Raw genomic sequence first — 21,548 nt, 5'->3', positions numbered from 1 at the left:
TGCCTTGCAGGCGCTCGGGAGAGCCTTGTCGAAGGGCTGTTCTTTCTTTCAGCCTTGGAAGAGAGAAGGACGGTGCTTCGACAAGCTCGGCACGAACTGCGCTAGTGGTTCAGCCGCTCCTGAGCAGCGGCACCGCCGCGTCGCGCTCGAACAGATAAAGGCACAGCCGCACCGCTTCGCCGCGGACGCCTTCGATGCCGCCGTCGCGTTCGACGAACATCCGTGCATCGTCGTGCGCCACCGGGAGCAACCGCACCAGTTGTTCCGGCGTCGCCACCCGGTAATCGGCGTCCCCCGACTGCTTGAGCCCCAGCAGTTCGCCGCCGCCGCGCAGTTCGAGATCCTTTTCGGCGATCAGGAAACCGTCGTTCGTTTCGCGCATCAGCGCCAGCCGCTCGCGCGCCGTCTCCGACAGATTCAGGGATCGCAACAGCAAACACACCGATTTCGCTGAACCACGCCCGACCCGCCCGCGCAGCTGATGCAACTGCGCCAGTCCGAAATTTTCCGCATGTTCGACGATCATAAGGCTGGCGGCGGGGACATCGACCCCGACCTCGATCACCGTGGTCGCGACGAGAACGCCGATCTCGCCCGCCTGAAAGCGCGCCATCACCGCATCCTTGTCGGCGCCCTTCATCCGGCCATGCACCAGCCCCACGCGATCCTCGCCCAGCCGGGCGCGCAGCAGCGCCGCGCGTTCCTCGGCGGCCGCCAGTTCGCTGACCTCGCTCTCGGCGACCAGCGGACACACCCAATAGGCCTGCGCCCCGCGTGCCAGGTGACGCTCCAGCCCGCCCACCACCTCGTCGAGCCGCTCGACCGACACGACGCGCGTATCGACCGGCGTACGCCCGGGCGGCATCTCGTCGAGCCGCGACACGTCCATCTCGCCATGATTGGCCAGAAGAAGCGTGCGCGGGATCGGCGTCGCGGTCATCACCAGCAGGTGCGGCGGCCGCGCGCCCTTGTCGGTCAGCATCAGCCGTTGCGCGACGCCGAAACGGTGCTGCTCGTCGACCACGACCAGCGCCAGGTCGCGATAGCTTACGGCCTCCTGGAAGATCGCGTGCGTACCGACGAGGATGTCGATGCTGCCGTCGGCGAGTCCCATCAGCGTCGATTCGCGCGCCCGGCCCTTGTCGCGCCCGGTCAGGATCGCGATGTTGAGCGGCAGACCGCCGAGCATATGCTGCAACGTCGAAAAATGCTGGCGCGCGAGGATTTCGGTGGGCGCGAGCAGGGCCGCCTGCGTCCCCGCCTCGACCGCCGTCAACATCGCCCGCAGCGCGACGAGCGTCTTGCCCGATCCGACGTCGCCCTGCAGCATGCGCAGCATCGGGCGGTCCTGTGCCATGTCGCCCGCGATCTCGCGCCCGACGCGTTCCTGCGCGCCGGTCAGCCCGAAGGGAAGTTTCAGTGCATCGGCAAGCCGCCCGTCACCGGCGATCGCCCTGCCCTTTCGCGCGCGCAGCCCTTCGCGGATCAGCATCAGCGCGACCTGGCTCGCGAAAATCTCGTCATAGGCGAGCCGGTCGCGTGCCGCGGCATCGTGCGGGCTGGCGTGGGCGCGGGTCAGCGCCTCCCCCATGCCGGCCAGCCGCGCGTCGTCAGCAAGGGTCCGTCGATCCATTCGGCGAGGTCCGGCCGCCGTTCGAGCGCGATCTCGACCAGCTGGTTCAGCCGCGCATTGGTCAGCCCCTCGGTCAGCGGATAGACCGCCTCGCTTGTCGCTATATCCCCTTGGCCCGGCTCGCCGACATGGTCGGGGTGGACGATCTGGCGCATGTCGCCATAGGCGTCGAGCCGTCCCGAAACCTGCCGCGCTTCGCCGAGCGGAAACAGCTTTTTGGCGAGCCCCGCGGTGCGGCCGAAATAGACGAGCCGGACATGATCGCCCGCGCCGTCGAAGGCCTCGACGCCAAAGGGCGCGCGCGGGGACCGGCCCGGGCGATAATCCCGCGCGGTCAGCGTCACGATGATCTGCTGCCCCACCTGCGCCTGATCGAGCCGGTCCACCGGATAGCGCTGCACCAGCCCCGTCGGCAGGTGAAACAGCACGTCGACCACCCGCTCCAGCCCCAGCCGCGTGAGCGGCTTGGCAAGCTGCGGTCCGACGCCTTTCAGGTCGGTCAGCGCGGCAAAGAGCGGATTGAGTATCTCGGGTCGCATCGCTAGGGCGTGTCTAGCCTCGTCTCTCCGTTCGTGTCGAGCGAAGTCGAGACACCCCGAAGGCAAGCCATCTCGGCCGTTAGGTATACCCTGAGCGCCTGCCAAGGCAGTCGAAGGGCTCGATGCGAACGGGATGGGGAAAGTCCGTCAACACCTTACCGCTCCGTTCAAGAAGAACCGTCATGCAAGACCGCCTGAAACGCCTGAAATTCCGTGCCTGGCATCGCGGCACGCGCGAGGCCGATTATATGATCGGCGGCTTTTTCGATCGCTACGCGGCCGAATGGGGCGAGACCGAGGTCGCGTGGTTTGAAACCGTCTGCGAAGAGGACGACGTCGAGATCATGGCCTGGGCGCTTGGCACCGGCCATCCGCCAGCCCATCTCGACAATCCGCCGCTGATCGCGGCGATGCGCCGGCTGGACTATATCCCGCTGCCATGACGCGCCCCGCCGCCGACATTTTCGCCGCCATCGCGCGCGCCGGGGCGCCGCTGACGCTGGCGCGCGCGGCAGACGGCTTCCTGCCGCTGCTGCTCGCCGACCTGGCGCGGGCGAGCGACAAAAGGCTCGTCTATATAGCGACCGACGATGCCGCGATGCAGGCGCTGGCCGACACAGCGCCCTTCTTTGCGCCCGACCTGATCGTCCACCGCTTTCCGGCATGGGATTGCCTTCCTTACGATCGCGCCGGCCCGTCGATGCGCGTCAGCGCCGACCGGCTGGCGACGCTGTCGGCGTTGCAGGCGCCACCGAAACGCGGCGAACTGATCCTGACCACGGTCGCGGCGATCACGCAGCGCACGTTGACGCCATTCCGCATCCGCCAGCTTGCGACGACGCTCGCAACGGGGCAGCGGATCGACCGCGACGCGCTCGCCGATCTGCTTGTCGCCAATGGCTTCAGCCGCGTCGATACCGTGGCCGATCAGGGCGAATTCGCGGTGCGCGGGGGTCTGGTCGATCTTTTTCCGGCGGGCGAAGATGCGGGGCTGCGCGTCGATTTCTTCGGTGATGAGATCGAGAGCATCCGGCGTTTCGATCCCGCCGACCAGCGCAGCCTTGGCCCCGCCAAGGCGCTGCAATTGCTGCCCGCCACCGAAACCCTGCTCGATCAGGACACGATCAAGCGCTTCCGGTCGAGCTATCGCGAAATCTTTGGCGCGCAGGCGACCGGCGATCCGCTGTATCAGGCGGTCAGCGAGGGCCGACGGCAGGCGGGCATGGACCATTGGCTGCCGCTGTTCGAGGAACGGCTGGCGACGCTGTTCGACCATATCGACGCCGCGACGCCGGTGCTGCGCGGCCACCGCACCGACGCGACCGCCGAAACGCGCTTCGATGCGATCCGCGACTATCATGCCAACCGCGTCGCGGCCGAACGTGAGCAGGCGGGCAGCTATCGCCCGCTTGCGCCCGAAACGCTGTACCTGACGGCGGACGAATGGGGCGCGGCGGAGCGGGCGCGGCCCGTGCATGTGGTAACGCCGTTCGACGTGCCGCCGAGCGGCATCCGTGATCGACCTCGCAAGCTTTGCGGCGCGCGATTTCACGCCCGAGCGAACGGCCGACCTCAACGTCTATGACAAGGTCGCCGACCATCTGTCGGACGAGCGCCGCAAGGGCCGCAAGACGATCATCGCGAGCTATTCCGGCGGCGCGCGCGAACGCCTGTCGGGTCTGCTCCGCGACCATGGCGTCACGGGGCTGGTTCAGGCCGAGACGTGGCAGGAAGCGCTGGGTGTCTCTTCTCCCCTCCCGCTTGCGGGAGGGGGCGGGGGAAGGCCTGCTGCAGAGCGCGCCGACGAAACAAGCCCCCCCTAGCCCCTCCCGCAAGCGGGAGGGGGACAGGCATCGTCGCGCTTATCGTCCTCCCGCTCGACCATGGCTTCGCCTCGGACGCGATCAGCCTGCTCACCGAGCAGGACATCCTCGGCGAACGGCTCGTCCGGCGGCAGAAGAGCCGCAAGAGCGCCGATGCCTTTCTCGCTGAACTCGCGACGCTCAGCGTCGGTGATCTCGTCGTTCACCTCGACCATGGCATCGGCCGCTATGAGGGGCTGACCTCGATCCCGGTGGGCAACAGCCCGCACGATTGCGTCGCGCTGACCTACGCGGGCGGCGACAAGCTCTACGTCCCGGTGGAGAATCTCGACGTCCTCTCGCGCTACGGCGGCGAGAGCGAGGGCGTCGCGCTCGACAAGCTCGGCGGCGAGGCCTGGCAGCGCCGCAAGGCACGGATGAAGGAACGCATCCGCGAGATTGCGGGCGAACTGCTCGCGACCGCGGCGGCGCGCGCGCTCCGTCCGGGCGAGGTGCTCGCGGCCGATGCCGCCTATCCCGCTTTCGTCGACCGCTTTCCCTATCAGGAAACCGACGATCAGGACCGCGCGATCGGCGACGTGCTCGCCGACCTCGCCTCGGGGCGCCCGATGGACCGGCTCGTCTGCGGCGACGTCGGTTTCGGCAAGACCGAGGTGGCACTGCGCGCCGCCTTCGTCGCGGCGATGGCGGGGATGCAGGTCGCGATCGTGTGCCCGACCACCTTGCTCGCGCGCCAGCATTACAGCAATTTCGTCGAGCGCTTCAAAGGTTTCCCGATCGAGATCGGGCGCCTGTCGCGCCTCGTCCCCGCCGCCGAGGCGCAGAGGACGCGCGACGGGCTCGCGAGCGGCCAGATCGACATCGTCGTCGGCACCCATGCGGTGATCGCAAAATCGGTCGAGTTCAACCGGCTGGGGCTGGTGATCGTCGACGAGGAACAGCGCTTCGGCGTCGTCCACAAGGAGCGGCTGAAGCAGCTCAAGACCGACGTCCACGTCCTGACGCTGACCGCGACGCCGATCCCGCGCACCTTGCAGATGGCGATGTCGGGCCTCCGCGAACTCAGCGTCATCCAGACTCCGCCGGTCGACCGGCTCGCGGTGCGGACCTATGTCGCGCCGTGGGATCCGGTCGTGATCCGCGAAGCCTTGCTGCGCGAACATGATCGCGGCGGACAGAGCTTCTTTGTCACCCCGCGGATCAAGGACCTGCCCGATATCGAGGAATATCTGCGCACCCGCGTCCCGGAGGTCAAATATGTGGTCGCGCATGGCCAGATGGCGCCAGGCGAGGTCGAAGAGCGGATGAGCGCCTTCTATGACCGCAAATATGACATTCTCGTCTCGACCACGATCGTCGAATCGGGTCTCGACATACCGAGTGCCAATACGCTGGTCGTCCACCGCGCCGACCGTTTCGGCCTTGCCCAGCTTTATCAGTTGCGCGGCCGCGTCGGGCGGTCAAAGACGCGCGCCTATGCCTATCTGACGACGCCCGAAGGCGGCGCCATCACCGACACCGCCGAAAAGCGGCTGAAGCTGCTCGGCGATCTCGATACATTGGGCGCGGGTTTCCAGCTGGCAAGCCACGACCTCGACATTCGCGGCGCGGGCAATCTCGTCGGCGACGAGCAGTCGGGGCATATCCGCGAGGTCGGCTTCGAACTCTACCAGTCGATGCTGGAGGAGGCGATCCTCGTCGCCAAGGCGACAAGCATGGGCGCCGCGCCGCCGCGCGAGGCGCTGTCGCCGGTGATCACCATCGACGCGCCGATCCTGATTCCGGAGGATTATGTCCCCGACCTGCCGCTGCGCATGGCGCTCTATCGCCGCCTCAACGAAGCCGAGGACCGCGCCGCACTCGACGGTTTCGCGGCCGAAATGATCGACCGCTTTGGCCCGCTGCCGCCCGAGACGGCGAACCTGATCCAGCTGATGGAGATCAAGGCCAGCGCGAAGCTGGCCGGGATCGCCAAGCTCGACGTCGGCACCAAGGGCGCGCTCGTCAGCTTCCATGGCGACGAGTTCGCCAACGTGCCGGGCCTCATCGCCTATGTCGAGCGGCTGAAGGGCCGCGCGCGCATCCGCCCGGACCATCGGCTGTCGGTCAGCGGCGATTGGGCCAGCACCGGCGCACGGCTGAACGGCGCGCTGCAGTTGTCGAAGGGGTTGGGCAAGCTGGCGCGGCAGGCGGCCTGAAAAACCAGCGTCATTGCGAGCGGCGAAGCCGCGCGGCAATCCAGAGTCGCGTAAACCGCCCTGGATTGCTTGTCCCGGCTTTCACCGGGATCGCAATGACAGAGGCTATTGCATCAAAGCGAGAAGCTCATCCCCCGGCACCGGCCCCGATTTCAGAAACCCCTGCCACGTTGCGACCCCCAGTTCGGCCAGCCGCGCGAGCTGCGCCTCATTCTCGATTCCTTCGGCGACCACCAGCAGCCCAAGCGCGCGCGCCAGATCGACGATCGCGCGCACGACGATGCGGTCGCGGTCGCTGCCGTCGAGGCTGCGGGTGAAACCGCTGTCGATCTTGAGATAATCGATCGGCAGCCGCGCGAGCAGCGACAGGCTGGAATAGCCCGTGCCGAAATCGTCGATCGCGATCGCGCAGCCCAGCGCCCGGATGCGCGCGAGTTGCTCCGCCGCGCTCGCCGGGTCGCTCAGCATCGCCTGTTCGGTGAGTTCGAGCGTCAGCCGGTCGGGATCGACCCCCGTCTTTTTGGCCATCGCAGCAAAGCGATCGGCGAAATCGGGATCGCCGAGGTCGGCCGCCGTGATGTTCAGCGACACGCGCAGCTTCGACAGCGGCTTCGGCCACTTCGCCATTTCGGCGAGCGCCACGCGATGCGCCTGTTCGGTCAGCTCGCACTCCATGCGCGCCGCGCGCGCCGCCGTCACCAGCGCGCCCGCGCCGAGCAGGCCGAGTTCGGGGTGCTGCCAGCGGAGCAGCGCCTCCACCCCGGTCATCGCCCCGGTCGCGACGTCATATTGCGGCTGATAGAAGATCACGACCTCGCCCGCCGACAGTGCCGCCTTGACCATTGCTCCGTCACGCGCCGACGCCGGACGCGCGAGCTGGTCGCTGGCCGTGCGCAGCTGCTCGGCGACCGATTCCTCGCGGACGATCTGCGCCGCCGCGATCCGGATCGCGAGCCGCCCGTTGGGGTCGCCGACCATCGGTTCGGCAAGCGCGACATGCAGCGCGCGCTCCTGCGCCCGCAAGGCGCCGATCGACAGCGCAGCCGCCGGCGACGATCAGGAAACGCGGCCCGTCGAGCCGGTCGACGTGCGAGCCGCGCCCGAACTCGTCGTCGGCGAAATTCTCGAGCCGCCGCGCGATTTCCTCGAGCACCGCGTCGCCCGCTTCGGTGCCCGCGCTGTTGTTGATCCGCGAGAGCTGATCGACCTGGACCAGAATGACGCCGATGTCGGCGTCGTGGCGCTGGTGCAATGCTTCGAGATGGCTCACGGCCGCAGCAAATGTGTCAACTATGCGATTCATCGGCGCGGCCATAGCAGGCATTGCTTGCCAATCCCCTGTCTTTTGCATCACAATCGAAGACAATGGCCGCTCCGCTGCCTTCTCCCGCGCCCCTGACCGACGGCCACGGCCGCCGGATCGACTATCTGCGCCTGTCGGTCACCGATCGCTGCGACCTCCGCTGCCGCTATTGCATGGCCGAGGATATGACATTCCTCTCCAAGGCGGCGGTGCTCAGCATCGAGGAAATGGCCGAACTCGCCGAACGATTCGTCGCGCGCGGCATCCGCCGCATCCGCCTGACCGGCGGCGAGCCGCTGGTCAGGCGCGGCATCGACACGCTCGTTGGCTCAGCTCGGCAAGCTCATCGGGCGCGGCCTCGACGAACTGACGCTGACCACCAATGCAATGCGGCTGGCGGACCATGCGCCGATGCTCGCCGCAGCTCGGCGTTCGCCGTATCAATGTCAGCCTCGACACCCTCGACCCCGCCGCCTTTCGCCATATCACCCGCGTCGGCAACCTGTCGGTCGCGCTGAAGGGTATCGCCGCGGCGCAGGCCGCGGGCCTCGCGGTCAAGATCAACATGGTCGCGCTCGCCGGGCTGAACGCGGATCAGTTGCTGCCGATGCTCGATTGGTGCGCCGCCAACGGCTGCGACCTCACCCTGATCGAAACCATGCCGTTGGGCGAGGTCGAGGCCGACCGCAGCGACCATTATATTCCGCTCCACGCCTTCATCGCCCCGCTGCGCGCCGAACGGGCAATTTTCCCCATCGACAAGAAGACCGGCGGTCCGGCGCGCTATTTCGCGGTCGAGGACAGCCCGGTGACGCTCGGCCTCATCACCCCGCTCAGCGACAATTTCTGCTCGACCTGCAACCGCATCCGCCTGACCGTCGAGGGCCGCATCTATATGTGCCTGGGGCGCGACGACCATGTCGACCTGCGCGCCGCGCTGCGAGAAGGCGGCGCGGCTGCAGTCGATGGCTTGATTGACGGCGCATTGGCTGGCAAACCCCGCGCCCATGACTTTCATATCGAACGAAAGTCCAAACCGGCGGTCGCGCGTCATATGAGTGCAACGGGCGGGTAGGACCCCGCTCCCTGGGGGACCAACATGCATCGCAAGATCGCGCTTGTCGCGTCCAACGCGCCCGCGGGGCTGGAGGCCGAGGCCGAGCTCCGCCCGCTTTACGATTTCGTCGACTTGAATGAGGCCGACCTCTTGATCGTGCTCGGCGGCGACGGATTCCTGCTCCATATGCTGCACCAGCTGCTCGACCAGCGCCGGTCGATGCCGGTGTTCGGCATGAACCGCGGCACGATCGGTTTCCTGATGAACGAATTCCGCGTCGAGGGGCTGATCGAGCGGCTCGCCGCCGCGCGCCCCTATCTGATCCATCCGCTTTCGGGCGACATCACGACGATCAGCGGCGAGCGGCACATATTGCCCGCGATCAACGAAATCTCGCTGCTGCGCGAAACGCGCCAGGCGGCGAAGCTCGAAGTGCTGATCAACGAAAAGTCGATGCTGGAGGAACTGGCGTGCGACGGCGTCCTCGTGTCCACTCCGGCCGGATCGACCGCCTATAATCTCAGCGCCAATGGCCCGATCCTGCCGCTCGAATCGCAGATGCTGGCGCTGACGCCGATCAGCCCCTTCCGCCCGCGGCGCTGGCGCGGCGCGCTCGTCCCCGAATCGACCAGCATCCGCTTCAACGTCCGCGAGGCCGCCAAGCGGCCCGTCAGCGCGGTCGCCGACCAGCGCGAGATCCGCGACGTGAAGACGGTATTGGTCACCACCGACCGCAGCCGCCCGCTGACCCTCTTGTTCGATCCCGACCAGGGCCTCGACGAGCGCATCGCGATGGAACAATTTATCGTCTGAAGGGGCTTGCAAAATGCTCCGCACGGCGGCAAAGGAGCCGCCTCGTCCGCCACGGCGGACTGTTCCTCGGTAGCTCAGCGGTAGAGCAATCGACTGTTAATCGATCGGTCGTAGGTTCGAATCCTACCCGGGGAGCCATACTCTCACGCAACGCAGCTTCCCTAGGGGATCTGCATTTTTGCGTCATGATGTACCAGATCGGTTAGGGACCGTTCTTCCGAATTTCTATAACAACTTAATTTAAATAGAAATTACTCGACTCTAAAAGTTCGAATCCGATCCGGGGTTTGAGCTACTCCGCAAGGCGTCCCCCGACCCCGCCAAGGCGCCTGTGCACGCCCGCCCCAACCTGTGTTGAACAGGCTTATCGCATCCTTCCGGAAATGGCCGACAGCTGAAAGTCCGTTCTTGGGAGAAATCTTGAGAAAGCGGCCGTTAGGCGCTCCGTGTTCTGCAACCTCCGACAGTCGGGCCCGAACAGCTAACCGGTCAGGACAAACGGTATTTCGACCGACCCACGGACCTGCACCGCGACGCCCTGCCGCATCGTGGGGCGCCAGCGCCATTTCCGCACCGCCGCGAGCGCCGCATCGTCGAGGCGGCGATGCCCGCTGCTCTTTGCGACGCCGATATCCGCGACCGTTCCATCGCTTGCCAGCAGCACGCTCAGCACGACCGTCCCCTGCTCGCGCAGCCGGCGCGATTCGCGCGGATAGCGCGGTGGCGGGGCATGGATCATCGATGCCGAAAGGTCACCGGCGGACACCGGCCGAGCCGAAACCAGCGCGGCGGATGCCTTCGCCGGTTCGGGGCTGGCGACCGGTTCGGCCGGAACCGGGTCGGGCTGCGCCTGGACCGGCGGCGCCGAAGGTGAAGGGATCGGGACGAGCGGGGGCGGCACGAAGGCCGCGACGGGCGGCGGCGTGCGCGGCGGCGGCGGCGTTGCCGGCGGGGGCGGCGGGGGCGGCGGCGGCGCGATGTCGAGGTTCACGACTTCGATCCGATGTTCGACGCGCTTGGCCTCGGGCTGGCCGCGATAGGCGGTGAGAAGGAACAGCAGGCCCGCGGTGATCAGGAGGACGAGCGCCGACGCGACGGGGTCGAGGCCGCGATGCCCCTCGTAGCGCGAGGACGGCGGCGCGGCGCCGGGGCGGGCGATACGGCCGTGCATCATGCGCGCGGCGCCAGGACCGAACGGTCGATCGCGGCGATATCGGAGCAGCCGGTCAGCGCCATCGCGAGTTCGAGCTCGGCGCGCAGCAGGCGCAGCGCGTGCGCGACCCCCGCGACGCCGGCGGCGGCGAGCGCGAAGATATAGGCGCGGCCGACGAGCACTGCGCTGGCCCCCAGCGCCAGCGCGCGCAGCACATCGGTGCCGCGCCGGATTCCCCCGTCGACCAGCACCGGCACCGCCCCGGCGACGGCCTCGACGACCGGCGGCAGCAGGTCGATCGCGCCCGCGACGCCGTCGAGCGTGCGGCCGCCGTGATTGGACACGATGAGGCCGTCGACCCCCGCCGCGAGCGCGCGGCGCGCGTCGTCGGGGTCGACGATGCCCTTGAGCAGGACCGGCAGCCTGGTCAGGGAGCGCAGCCAGTCGATCGCCTCCCACCCCGGCGCGGCGGCCGCGAGCGGGGTGCCGAACAGCAGGGCCTCGGGTGGCGGGGGGGCAGGCCGCGCATGCCCTTCAGGTTCACCGCCTCCACCCCCGGCGGGAGGGCGAAACTGGCGCGCTGTTCGCGGTGCCGCATGCCGTTCACCGGCGCGTCGACCGTGACGACGAGCGCGCGATAGCCGGCCCGTTCGGCGCGGCGCACCAATGCTTCGGTGAAATCGCGGTCGGGCTGGATATAGAGCTGGAACCACAGCGGCGCCGACGCCTGTTCCGCGATCGTTTCGAGATCGAGGCTCGCCTGCGTGCTGACCACCATCGGCAGCCCGGTCGCCCCGGCCGCGAGCACCGTCGCCAGTTCGCCGTCGGAATGCGCCATGCGCTGGAACGCCACCGGCGCGAGCAGGATTGGCGCGGCGAACTCGCTGCCCAGCAGGCTGGTGCGCGTCGTCGCCCGCGACAGGTCGCGCAGCACGCGCGTCCGCAGCGGCAGGCGGTCGAACGCCGCCTGATTTTCGCGCAGCGTCCATTCGTCGCCCGCGCCGCCCGCGAAATAGGCCCAGGCGGCATCCGACAGCCGCTCGCGCGCCAGCGCCCCATAATCGGCGATCGCGGCGACGTGCGGCGGCACGCGTTCGAGCGGCGGCAGCGTCATGTCTCCGACCATTCGCGCAGCAGATTGTGGTAGAGGCCGGTCAGCCGCACGATCTCGGGGTCCGCGGCATCGCGCGCGGCGAGCGCCTGGATGCTGTCGTCGAGGTCGAGCAGCATCGACCGCTGCGCCTGGTCGCGCACCAGGCTCTGCACCCAGAAGAAAGCGGCGAGCCGCGTGCCGCGCGTCACCGGCGTCACCTGATGCAGCGAATTGGCGGGATAGAGCAGGAGCGACCCGGCGCCGAGCTTGACCGGCTGGCGCACCGCACCGAATTCGGCGACCAGTTCGCCGCCCTCATAGCTGGCGGGGTCGCTGAGGAAGAGCGTCGCCGACAGGTCGCTGCGCACCCGCTCGCGCGTTCCGGGGGCGCTGAAGATCGCGCTGTCGATATGGCGGCCATAGGCGCCGCCGCCCGCATAGCAGTTGAAGCGCGGCGGCAGGATGCGCAGCGGCAGCGCCGCGGCGATGAAACGCGGCGTCGCCGCGAGCCGCTCGACGATCGCCGCGCCGATCTCGGCCCCGAGCGGGTCGTCGTCGGCGAGCTGCAAATTGGTCTTGGCGCGCGCGGCGACATGCCCCGCGGTCCCGGCGCCATCGCGCCAGACCGCGCTTTCCAGCCGGGCACGGATTCCGGCCGTCTCCTCGGGTGAGAATAGGGCCGGAATCTCGATCAACATTGCCTGTCTCCGCCCCTCTGCCGCCCGGTCCGCCGGGCGGCGCAAGGCGTCACCCCTTCATCAGAAGCGGAAGCCCGCGCTGATCAGATAGGAACGCGGCGCCCCCAGGCTGGCACGCGTGCCGTTCCAGTTGGTCGTCAGCGCATACTTCTCATTAGCAATATTGTCGATGTTGAGCCGGATATCGATATTCTCGGTCACATCATAGGAGATCATCGCATTGATCAGCGTGTAGGAGGGCAGCTTGCCGAAGATGCCGTTGGGGATCACCCGCAGCGCATCGTCGGGGCGGCCGAGGAAGGACGATCCGACATGCTGGACGCCGCCGCCGACGGTCAGGCCGAAGGGCAGCCGGTAGCTGGTCCACAGCGTCGCCTGAAAATTGGGCGTGAAGGCGAGCCGGTCGCCGCTGAGTCCCGAAGCCGGGAAATCGGCGCTATAGTCGCCCGGGTTGCCGAAGCCCAATGCGGCCTCCAGCGCGTCGCTGATCTTGCGCTTGCTGTCCATGACGAGCACGCCGCCGAAGATGTTCCAGTCGGGGGTGATCTGGCCGCTCGCGCTGAACTCGACGCCCTCGGCGATCAGCTTCTGATAGCCCTGCAGGCTGTTGGCGCCCGCCGCGGCGGGGCGGCCGACAACGGGCACGTTGCGCTTTTCGCCGCGGAAACCCGCGAGCGCCAGCGACAGGCCGCCGTCGAACAGGTCGACCTTGGCGCCGATCTCGTAATTGTGCGAGCGGACGAGCTTCGCGCTCGGCGACGAGGCCGGGGAAGGCATTGTCGCCCTCGCGCGAGATGTCGGGGTTGGAGAGATAGGAACCCGGCGGCAGCGCCGATGTGCCGAAGGAGGCATAGATGCTGGCGTTTTCGACCGGCTTCCAGTTCAGTCCGACCTTGCCGCCCCAGGTGAAGGGCGACTGGCGGAAGCCGTCGAATCCGCCGTTCGGCGCGCCCGCGACGGTCTCACTGCCCAGCTCGACGCGATAGCCCTCGCCGCGGATGCCGCCACTGATCTGCAGCTGTTCGCCGATCGAGATGGTGTCGTAGAGATAGACGCCGAAGGTCTCGACATCGGCGGTCGCGACCTGGGTCGGATTGAGCGGCGCGGCCCCGGCGCGGCGCGGGTCGGGGTCGAACAAATTGGCGTTGCCCGACGCCGGCACGGCGGCGCCGAAGCGCAGCGCGTCCGACTTTTCCCAGGTCAGCTCGACGCCCGCGGCGACCGAGTGGCGAAGGCCGCCGGTGTCGAACTCGGCGTTGAGCGAGGTCAGGTTGGTCAGGCTCTTGTTGACGCGGTCGTAGAATTGGGTGCTCGTTCCGGCCGTGGCGGGCGCCGTGAAACCGGTCGGGATGGTGAAGCGCGCTGTGCGATCGACCCGCGACCAGCGCGTCTGGTTGGCGACGACGAAGCCGTCGAACGGTTCATATTCGATCCGGCCGAACACCGAATCGCTGGTCGAATCGTCGAAGTCGGTGACGAGACCGTAGAAAGCGTCGCGCGGGGCTCCCGCGGTCGCGGCGTTGTAGCGGAACAGCCCGGGGATCGTCGCGGCGGGCACACCCCAGTCGGGCCGGTCGTCGCGCTCGACATGCTCCCACGACAGGATGACGCGCAGGTCGGTACCGAGGCCGACCGCGACCGACGGCGCGACGCCCCACAGCTTGTTCTTCGCCAGCTCGCGGCCCGGAACGCCGCTGTCCTCGACGACGGCGTTGAGGCGGACCGCCGCGGTGCCGCCGATCGGCTGGTTGACGTCGATCGACCCACGCAGCCGCGACTTGCTGTCATATTGGTCGAAACCGAAGCTGGCGTCACCCGACACGAAGGCGTCGAGCGTCGGCTTCTTGGTGTTGATGTTGACATAGCCGCCGGCGCTGCCGCGGCCGTTGCCGGCATCCGCGCCCTTCACCACCTCGACCGATTCGATGTTGAAGACGTCGCGGGCGTAGCTGCCCGAATCGCGGGCGTTGTCGACGAACACGCTGCCGCTGGTGTCGAAACCGCGCAGGGTGAAGTTGTTGGTCGAGGTGCCGAAACCGTTCTCGCTCGGCGTTGAAGCTGATCCCCGGCGTGTTGCGCAGCACTTCGGACAGCGTGCGCGCGGCGCGGTCGCGGATCAGTTCCTGCGGGATGACGCTCACCGTCTGCGGCGTGTCGAGCAGCGGCGCGGTCGCCTTGGCTGACTCGGTCTCGGCGCGGGTATAGCTGTCGTCGATCGCCGTGTCGGTCACGATGACGCCGCCCAGGCGCGGCTCTTCCTGTGCCATCGCGGGGCTGGCACCGGCCATCAGGCCGATCCCGGCGAGCGCGAGCAGCGCGCTCGGCGAGGCCGAAACGGCGGGCTGTCCCGACAGGCGGTCGATACTGGTCTTCTCGGTCACTTTGCATTACCCCCTTAGGAATGATAATCAGTCGCAATCTCAACGGCGCCTAAGGGGGGTATGCGGATCGGCTGTCAACGATGGACGAAACCGCGCAAAAATAGAAAATGCTTACGCAACAAAGCAGCAATAATTCGCCGATGTCCGCGGCAGCTCTGTCGGCAGATAGCCAGTACGGCAACGATCCTGATCGTCGACGACGATCCCGGCATGCGCGCCGCCCTGCTCAAGGTCTTGCGTACAAACGGCTTTCATTGCCTCAGCGCACCCGACGGCTATTCCATCATGACCATCCTGACGGAGCAGGATGTCGACCTGATCCTGCTCGACGTGATGATGCCGGGAATCAGCGGTTTCGACATCTGCCGCGACCTGCGGCTGCGTCACGACAATCCGGTGCCCGTGATCATGATCAGCGCCCGCGGCGACGAGGCCGACAAGGTGACGGGACTCGAGCTGGGCGCCGACGATTATATCGCCAAGCCCTTTGGCGACAGCGAACTCCTGGCCCGGGTCCGCGCGATGCTGCGGCGCGCGCATATCGCTCCGGCCCCGGCGGCACCGCGCGTGCGGCAGCTGCGCTTCGGCGATTGGGCCGTCGACCTGCCGCAGCGGCAGCTGTTCGCGCCATCGGGCGCGCGTGTCGAACTGTCGGGCGCCGAATATGACCTGCTGCTCGCGCTGCTCGAACATCCGCAGCGCGTCATCGGGCGCGAGCCGCTGCTCGAGATGTCGCGCTCGCGGCTCGGAAACGCGTCCGACCGGACGATCGACGTCCATATCTGCCGCCTGCGCCGCAAGCTCGGCGACGAGGAGCGGCGCGAGCTGATCCGCACGGTGCGCGGCGTCGGCTATATCTTCACCGCGGCGGTCGAGCGCGCTTGACGCCGCGCCGCTTCGCCTGGCTCGACGGGCTGCGCGCCCGGATCGCGGTGGCGCTGTTCGCGGCGCTGCTGATCCAGTTCGTCGGCGGCGAGATCATCTTCGACCGGGTCGAATCGGCGCGCATGGAGCGCGGCCGCGCGCAGCGGCTGGCGGACTGGCTGCAGTTCGCCGACGAATTCATCGGCACCCGGCCCGACGCGATCGAGCGGATGAACGCCATGTGGGAGCCGCGTCTGCACATCGTGCGGACCGCGGCGCCTCCGCCACGCGACATCGCGCAAGGCGACGTCGGCGATCCCGAAATCGTCGAACGGATCGTCGCCGCGCAGCCGCGGCTCGGGCGCATGGGCCTTCGCGCGGCGCGCGAGGGCGACGCCCTGCACGGCACGGTGCGGCTCGGCGACGGCGGCTGGCTCGCCTTCCGGTCGGAAGACTATTTCGAGGGCCACTCGCAGCTTTATCATTATACCGCGTCGGTCCTGTTGCTGATCCTGTGCGTCGTCCTGCTCGCGCTGCTGTTCGGCCGGATGATCGCCCGGCCGCTCGCTCAGATCGCGAAGGCGGCCGAACGCGTCGGTCGCGACGAGGCGGTCCCGATCAGCGTCGAGGGACCGCGCGAAGTGCGGCAGGTGGCGGCCGCCTTCGACCGGATGCAGACGCGGCTGCTGGGCCATGTCCGCGACAAGCTGCAATCGCTCGCCGCGATGTCCCACGACCTGCGCACCCCGCTCGCGCGGCTGCGGCTCAACGCTTCGACGGTCGAGGATGCCGAAACGCGCGCGGCGCTGGAGCAGGATGTGCGGGAGATGGAGGCTTTCGTCACCTCGGTGCTCGATTATCTGCGCGGCAACGACCCCGAAAAGGAGCAACAGGCGGACATTGCCTCGATCGTGATGACCGTGGTCGACGAGGCGCGCGATGCGGGCGATGCGGTGACCTATGACGGCCCCGACCGGCTGGAAAGCGTCACCCGGCCGCTGAAGCTGAAGCGGCTGGTCCGCAACATCGTCCAGAATGCCACGCGCCACGCGGGGAATGCGGCCGTGACTCTGTCTTCACCGCCGCATGCGATCGTCATCACCGTGGACGACGATGGTCCGGGCATCCCCGAATCGGAACTTGAGTCGGTCTTCGCACCCTTTACGCGCCTCGATGCATCGCGCAGCCGCCACACCGGCGGCGCCGGGCTTGGTTTGGCGATCGCGCGGCAGCTTGTCGGCCGCCTCGACGGCGCGATATCGCTCCAGAACCGCGCCGAAGGCGGCCTGCGTGTCACTATCGAGCTGCCGTGGACGACGAACTGCAATACACCGCTCGAGGACCATATTTGAAGGAATCCGCTCGAAGTCTTCCTTTGGACCGACAGCGGATCGGCAGCTTTTTGGGGTGGAAACCGAGGAAAGCGGGCTTTCGATATCGAACGGGCCGCGACGACGCAAAGCGACCGATTGCGGACATATCAAGCTGCATGTGCTATTCGTAAAAGCTCTCCCGGCAATCCGGATTCACTTAATGGGAATCAGAAACTATCTGATCGAAGGCGTTTCAGGGACCGGCAAAACGTCGGTCTGCGAAGAACTGGAACGACGCGGCTATCACGCCATTCACGGTGACCGTGAGTTAGCCTACCAAGGCGACCCACGTACCGGCGAACCGCTTGATGGCCTCGCGCACGAGCATCATATTTGGGACGTCGCGAAGGTCAGGAACATGGCGGGCGACCAGCGTCATGCCGTCTCTTTCTTCTGCGGCGGCTCCCGCAACTTCGAGCGTTTCATTGATCTGTTCGATCAGATATTCGTTCTTGAGATCGATAGGGACACCCTGCATCAACGTCTCACCAACAGACCATCAAGCGAGTGGGGTGGGACTCCGCCGCAAAGAGCGATGATCATGCGGCTGCATGAAACGCGTGCGGACGTTCCCAGCAACGCGGTTGGAATTGACGCGACCGTGCCGGTTAGCCAAGTCGTTGATGACATTCTTTCCAAATGCATATGATCTACAGATGGCTTGGCGGGCCGGTATCCACAACTGGAATTGGCCGGAAGCGGAACGTCGGGTTTTCAGGTGCGAAACGGGACGGATCTTGCCGCCTCGTCCGCTTTCAGAAACGCAGCGTCGCTTCCACACCATAGGTGCGCGGGTCGCCCAGCCCTTCGATGATCGTCCCGAAGAAGTCGCGCTCATAGCCCTCGACATAAGTCTTGTCGAAGATGTTGCGCCCGTAGAGCGCAATCTCCCATCGGCCATTCTCGGTCCCTAGCGCGAGCCGGGCATCGCCATAGCCGAAATCGCCGGCCGGGCCCACTTTCAGGGCCGTTGGGCCGGTCGGCGAGCCGACGATGATCTGCCGCCTATTCTCGATATCGGAGAAATATTTGCCGCGATAGGTGTAGGTGAAATTGCCGCGCAGCATCAGCCCGCTGCTCCCGAGGGCGGTCTCATAGTCGATCGAACCGCTCGCCTGGACGTCCGGAGCGTTCGGCAGTTTGCCGCTTACGATCGTCGTCGGGTTGACCGGAAGATTGTCGTAATCGGCCTCGACGAAGCCGATACCGCCTGCCAGGGTCAATCCGCGCGCAGGCCGCGCCGTGGTCTCAAATTCGATGCCCTTGGTTTTCACCGTCGCCGCATTGCCGATCACGATCGCGCTGCGCCCGCCGCCGAGATCGCGGAACTGGTTGATCTGATAATCCTGATAGTCGGCGATGAAGCCCGCGAGCGCGAAGGTCAGCCTGCCGCCGACGACCGATCCCTTGATCCCGACCTCATAATTCTTGACCGTTTCCTTGTCGAACTCGATCCCGTTCGGGAATGTCGCCTGACTGATGAAGTCGAGGTTGTAGCCGCCGCTCTTGTAGCCTTCGGCATAGCGGGCATAGGCCGAAATCTCGGGCGTCACCTTATAGGTCAGCGTGACGCTGGGCGAGAAATCCTTGTCGGTGCGCTTGTCGGCGAAATTGCCGGTCGCGAGGCCGATCGCGGGGATCGTCGTTCCGTCGATCGAGAAGGTCGCATCCTTCGTCTCGCGCGACAGGCGGAAGCCGACGCCGAGTTCGAGCTGCGGCAGGATGTCATAGGTGACATTGGCATAGAAGGCGATGTTGCGGGTGAACACCCTACCGATCGTCGGCAGCCGCGCATTGTTCGGCGACCCCAGCAGCAGAAAACCCTGGCTGCCGGTCAATGCGGTGCGGTTCGAATCCGCGTCGGTCTGGTAATAATAGATGCCGGCGAGATATTCGAGCGGCTGGCCCGCCGGCGACACGAGCTGTACTTCCTCGATGAACTGTTTGTAGCGGTCCTGGAAGTCGACATAGAAGATGTCGGCGGGCGAATAGTCGGGGTCGATGATCGAACGGAACTTCGTATAGCGATAAGAGGTCTGCGACTTCAGCGCATGGCCACTGTCGAAATCATAGGTCGCGTCGAACGCCAGGCCCCACAGACGCCGGTCGTTGGTCTGGACCCGGCTGACCGCGATCTCGCGCCGCCCCGGCGCCAGCGTGTCGGTCGCGTTGCCCAGCGTGTTGGTAAGGACGTTGCCGCCGCTGCCATGCTCGTTGCCGATCAGCCCGTCGCCGGTCAGCAGGAATTGCAGATTGGGAGTCGCATCGACGCGGAGCTGGCCGCGCCAGGCCCAATTGTCGATATCGTCGCCGCGCTTGCCGTCGACGAGGTTGAGGATAAAGCCGTCACGCTTGTTGCGCGAAGCCGACAGCTTCACCGCCACGCCGTCGGCGAGCGGCACATTGACGCGTCCGGTCAGCGCCCAGGCATCGTAATTGCCGTAGCGACCACTCACATAGGCCGAAAATTCGTCGGTCGGCTTGGCGGTAACCAGGTTGATCGCGCTCGGCGACGGTGTTCTTGCCGAACAAGGCGCCCTGCGGTCCGCGCAGCACCTCGACGCGCTCGATGTCGACGAGCTGCTGGTTCATCGCGGGCGACTGGCCCAGATAGACGCCGTCGAGATAGACGCCGACGCGGCTGTCGAAGCCGATGTTGCGGCTGTTCGACCCGACGCCGCGGATCGCAACCGCCGAGCCGAGCCCGGTGCCGTCGGCGATGACGACGTTGGGCACATAGGAGCCGAGGTCGCCGACATCCTGCGCGCCGGTCGCCTGGATGCGGTCCTGGCCGATGGCGGTGACCGAGGCGGGCACGTCGATCAGCCGCTCCTCGCGCCGCTGCGCGGTCACCACGATGATGCCGCTTTCCTCTTCGTCCGCGGCGGAGCCGCATGCCGGCGTCCTGCCCCCGCGCCGCGCGCGGCGGCGAGCAGGAAGGCCGTCGCGCACAGCGCGGCTCCCGTGTGGAAATGCCGATATTTGGTCATGTCTGTCCCCCTCTGGTTATGGCTTTGCGGCACGGCTGCGGATGGCGGTGCCGAAGATGCTGGCGGTGTCGGTCGCGGCGCGTTCGGCGTCGGCGACGACGCCCGATGCCTGCAGGAAACTGTGGTTCAACGAGGCGTAGTTGAGGTAGATCACGCTGACCCCCTCGCGCTCGAGCCGCGCGGCATAGGCGCGGCCCGCGTCGCGCAGGATGTCGAAACCGGCGGTCGCGAGGATCGTCGCGGGCATGCCCTTCAGCGACGCGGCGCGGATCGGCGAAATTTCCGGATCTTTGAGGTCGCGGCCCGGAAAGACGCGCGCGACGGCATAGTCGGCATAGCCGGTATCGAGTCCATAGCCTTCGCCGAACAGCCTCCACGACGGATAATCGCGGCCCATATCGAGGGCGGGATAATAGAGAAGCTGGTAGAGCGGCGGCGCCTTGCCCGCCGCCAGCCGCCGCGCCGAGACGGACACGGCGAGGTTGCCGCCCGCGCTGTCGCCGCCGACCGCCATCATCGCCGGATCGCCGCCAAAGCCTTTCGCATGGTCGAGCGCCCAGCCATAGGCGTCCTCGGCATCGTCCCACGCGGCCGGATAGGGATTTTCGGGCGCGAGGCGATATTCGACCGATACGACGATCGCCCTCGCCTCGTTGGCGATCAACCGGACAGCGCGGTCGGAGCTAGGCGATGCTGCCGGTCAGCCAGCCGCCGCCGTGGAAATAGACGAGAACGGGGAACGGACCCTCGCCCGCCGGGCGATAGACGCGCACCGGAATGGCGCCGCCGCGCCCCGGCACGGACCGGTCGAGCACGTCGGCCATCGGCGCGGTGACCTTGGTCCGAAAGGTCCACGAGCGATCGGCCGCGGCGCGCATCGCCGCCCGGCCCTCGACCGTCGCGCCGGGGTCGACCGGCGGTCCGCCCGGCCTGGGCGCCCTGGCCGCAAGCTCGAGCGCATAGTGGATCTTGGCGTCCAGCGTCTGGCCGTCGATCGTGCGGCGCTGGCCGCCAAGCTGTTCGACGAACCAGCTTTCGGGTTGGGCGAGCAGTTCGAGCTGCGCGGCTTCGGCCGGCGTCGGCGCAGGTTCCTGCGCGGCGGCGGGCAACGCCAGTGCTGCGGAGAGGCCCAGGACGGCAATGGCAATGCGATTCATATTCCGATCTCCCTTGATTGAAACTTACGCCCAATTGGACTAGGAGATACCGCCAGTTTAAAAAGAATGAAGGGTCCAATTGTGCGTCCTTGGAAGCTCGATCTCGCGGCGGAGCCTACAAACGACCCCGGCCAGCCGCTGCGCACCCGGATCATCCACGCGCTGATACGCGACATTCAGCGCGGCCTAGCTGATGCCCGGCACCTTCCTGCCGAGCAGCCGCGAGCTTGCGGGGTCGCTGGGCGTCAACCGCAAGACGGTGGTGTCGGCCTATGACGAACTGATCGCGCAGGGCTGGCTGGAGACGACGAGCACGCGCGGCACTCGCGTCCCTGCCAGCCTCCCCGATCGCCTGCCCGACAAGATGATCGGCCATGGCGACCCCGGCCATGCCCCCGATTTCCCCTTCGATCCGGGCACCGCCTGCCCCTATCATGCGGGCGGCAGCGAGACGCTGACGCTCGACGTCGGAT

General features: G+C 67.1%; 15 protein-coding genes, 1 tRNA gene and 7 pseudogenes. 9 read left to right on the top strand and 14 right to left on the bottom strand.

What is annotated here, in order from left to right; translation table 11 throughout:
- Positions 1-109: 109 nt before the first annotated feature.
- Positions 110-2,172 (bottom strand): annotated as a pseudogene (recG, locus tag N0A20_RS01640) (ATP-dependent DNA helicase RecG).
- A gap of 182 nt (positions 2,173-2,354) precedes the next feature.
- Here recG and N0A20_RS01635 point away from each other — a divergent pair.
- Positions 2,355-2,615, top strand: a complete 261-nt coding sequence (locus N0A20_RS01635) for a succinate dehydrogenase assembly factor 2 (protein ID WP_260582298.1) — start codon at positions 2,355-2,357, stop codon at positions 2,613-2,615.
- A pseudogene (gene mfd, locus N0A20_RS01630) lies at positions 2,612-6,178 on the top strand (transcription-repair coupling factor); the annotation flags it as partial. The gene N0A20_RS01635 and the pseudogene mfd, both read left to right, overlap by 4 nt.
- Positions 6,179-6,298: 120 nt before the next feature.
- Here the strand turns inward: mfd and N0A20_RS01625 are convergent.
- Positions 6,299-7,171, bottom strand: coding sequence for an EAL domain-containing protein (locus N0A20_RS01625; RefSeq protein WP_260582297.1), 873 nt, complete (start codon positions 7,169-7,171; stop codon positions 6,299-6,301).
- Positions 7,172-7,286: 115 nt separating this feature from the next.
- A pseudogene (locus tag N0A20_RS01620) lies at positions 7,287-7,496 on the bottom strand (diguanylate cyclase domain-containing protein); the annotation flags it as partial.
- Positions 7,497-7,558: 62 nt separating this feature from the next.
- Here N0A20_RS01620 and moaA point away from each other — a divergent pair.
- From moaA to N0A20_RS01605, 3 genes and pseudogenes are all read left to right on the top strand, one after another.
- A pseudogene (gene moaA / locus N0A20_RS01615) lies at positions 7,559-8,571 on the top strand (GTP 3',8-cyclase MoaA).
- 24 nt (positions 8,572-8,595) lie between these two features.
- Complete coding sequence (locus N0A20_RS01610) at positions 8,596-9,366, top strand: NAD kinase (RefSeq protein WP_260582296.1); 771 nt, start codon at positions 8,596-8,598, stop codon at positions 9,364-9,366.
- A 63-nt stretch (positions 9,367-9,429) separates the two neighbouring features.
- Positions 9,430-9,504 (top strand) — tRNA-Asn (locus N0A20_RS01605).
- A 343-nt stretch (positions 9,505-9,847) separates the two neighbouring features.
- Here N0A20_RS01605 and N0A20_RS01600 read toward each other — a convergent pair.
- From N0A20_RS01600 to N0A20_RS20415, 7 genes and pseudogenes are all read right to left on the bottom strand, one after another.
- A complete protein-coding gene (locus tag N0A20_RS01600) occupies positions 9,848-10,540 on the bottom strand; it encodes an energy transducer TonB (protein ID WP_260582295.1) in 693 nt (230 codons plus the stop codon).
- A complete protein-coding gene (locus N0A20_RS01595) occupies positions 10,537-10,941 on the bottom strand; it encodes an alpha-hydroxy acid oxidase (RefSeq protein ID WP_409574813.1) in 405 nt (134 codons plus the stop codon). The genes N0A20_RS01600 and N0A20_RS01595 overlap by 4 nt, the downstream gene beginning before the upstream one ends.
- Before the next feature lie 5 nt (positions 10,942-10,946).
- Positions 10,947-11,633, bottom strand: a complete 687-nt coding sequence (locus tag N0A20_RS01590; RefSeq protein WP_260582293.1) for an alpha-hydroxy acid oxidase — start codon at positions 11,631-11,633, stop codon at positions 10,947-10,949.
- On the bottom strand, positions 11,630-12,310 hold the full coding sequence (locus tag N0A20_RS01585; protein ID WP_260582292.1) for a Fe2+-dependent dioxygenase: 681 nt from the start codon (positions 12,308-12,310) through the stop codon (positions 11,630-11,632). The genes N0A20_RS01590 and N0A20_RS01585 overlap by 4 nt, the downstream gene beginning before the upstream one ends.
- A gap of 60 nt (positions 12,311-12,370) precedes the next feature.
- On the bottom strand, positions 12,371-13,087 hold the full coding sequence (locus tag N0A20_RS01580; RefSeq protein ID WP_260582291.1) for a TonB-dependent receptor domain-containing protein: 717 nt from the start codon (positions 13,085-13,087) through the stop codon (positions 12,371-12,373).
- An 85-nt stretch (positions 13,088-13,172) separates the two neighbouring features.
- Positions 13,173-14,318: pseudogene (locus N0A20_RS20420) on the bottom strand (TonB-dependent receptor); the annotation flags it as partial.
- A 97-nt stretch (positions 14,319-14,415) separates the two neighbouring features.
- Positions 14,416-14,577, bottom strand: a pseudogene (locus tag N0A20_RS20415) (hypothetical protein); the annotation flags it as partial.
- Positions 14,578-14,901: 324 nt separating this feature from the next.
- On the opposite strand from N0A20_RS20415, the gene N0A20_RS01565 reads away from it, so the two are divergent.
- The 3 genes from N0A20_RS01565 to N0A20_RS01555 all read left to right on the top strand — a co-directional run bounded on the left by N0A20_RS01565 (position 14,902) and on the right by N0A20_RS01555 (position 17,577).
- Positions 14,902-15,576 (top strand): response regulator transcription factor, encoded by a 675-nt coding sequence (locus N0A20_RS01565; protein ID WP_260582289.1) that lies wholly within the window; start codon positions 14,902-14,904, stop codon positions 15,574-15,576.
- Positions 15,573-16,907 carry an ATP-binding protein gene (locus N0A20_RS01560; protein ID WP_260582286.1) on the top strand — a complete coding sequence of 445 codons (1,335 nt, stop codon included), beginning with the start codon at positions 15,573-15,575 and terminating at the stop codon, positions 16,905-16,907. The genes N0A20_RS01565 and N0A20_RS01560 overlap by 4 nt, the downstream gene beginning before the upstream one ends.
- A 181-nt stretch (positions 16,908-17,088) precedes the next feature.
- Positions 17,089-17,577 (top strand): AAA family ATPase, encoded by a 489-nt coding sequence (locus tag N0A20_RS01555; RefSeq protein ID WP_260582284.1) that lies wholly within the window; start codon positions 17,089-17,091, stop codon positions 17,575-17,577.
- A 106-nt stretch (positions 17,578-17,683) separates the two neighbouring features.
- Here N0A20_RS01555 and N0A20_RS01550 read toward each other — a convergent pair whose 3' ends face one another.
- From N0A20_RS01550 to N0A20_RS01535, 4 genes are read right to left on the bottom strand one after another with little or no spacing between them, the layout of a single operon-like run.
- A complete protein-coding gene (locus N0A20_RS01550) occupies positions 17,684-19,384 on the bottom strand; it encodes a TonB-dependent receptor (RefSeq protein WP_260582282.1) in 1,701 nt (566 codons plus the stop codon).
- Positions 19,275-19,880, bottom strand: a complete 606-nt coding sequence (locus tag N0A20_RS01545) for a Plug domain-containing protein (protein WP_260582281.1) — start codon at positions 19,878-19,880, stop codon at positions 19,275-19,277. Before N0A20_RS01545 ends, N0A20_RS01550 begins: the two co-directional genes overlap by 110 nt.
- Positions 19,881-19,934: 54 nt before the next feature.
- Positions 19,935-20,582, bottom strand: a complete 648-nt coding sequence (locus N0A20_RS01540; protein ID WP_409574711.1) for an alpha/beta hydrolase — start codon at positions 20,580-20,582, stop codon at positions 19,935-19,937.
- Positions 20,583-20,601: 19 nt separating this feature from the next.
- On the bottom strand, positions 20,602-21,075 hold the full coding sequence (locus N0A20_RS01535; RefSeq protein ID WP_260582280.1) for a hypothetical protein: 474 nt from the start codon (positions 21,073-21,075) through the stop codon (positions 20,602-20,604).
- Positions 21,076-21,268: 193 nt separating this feature from the next.
- Between N0A20_RS01535 and N0A20_RS01530 the strand changes: the two are divergent.
- A pseudogene (locus tag N0A20_RS01530) lies at positions 21,269-21,346 on the top strand (hypothetical protein); the annotation flags it as partial.
- Positions 21,347-21,548 lie beyond the last annotated feature (202 nt).

The organism is Sphingopyxis sp. PET50 (assembly GCF_025244705.1).
Lineage (GTDB): Bacteria > Pseudomonadota > Alphaproteobacteria > Sphingomonadales > Sphingomonadaceae > Sphingopyxis.
This window is presented reverse-complemented; position numbering and strand designations above follow the sequence as displayed.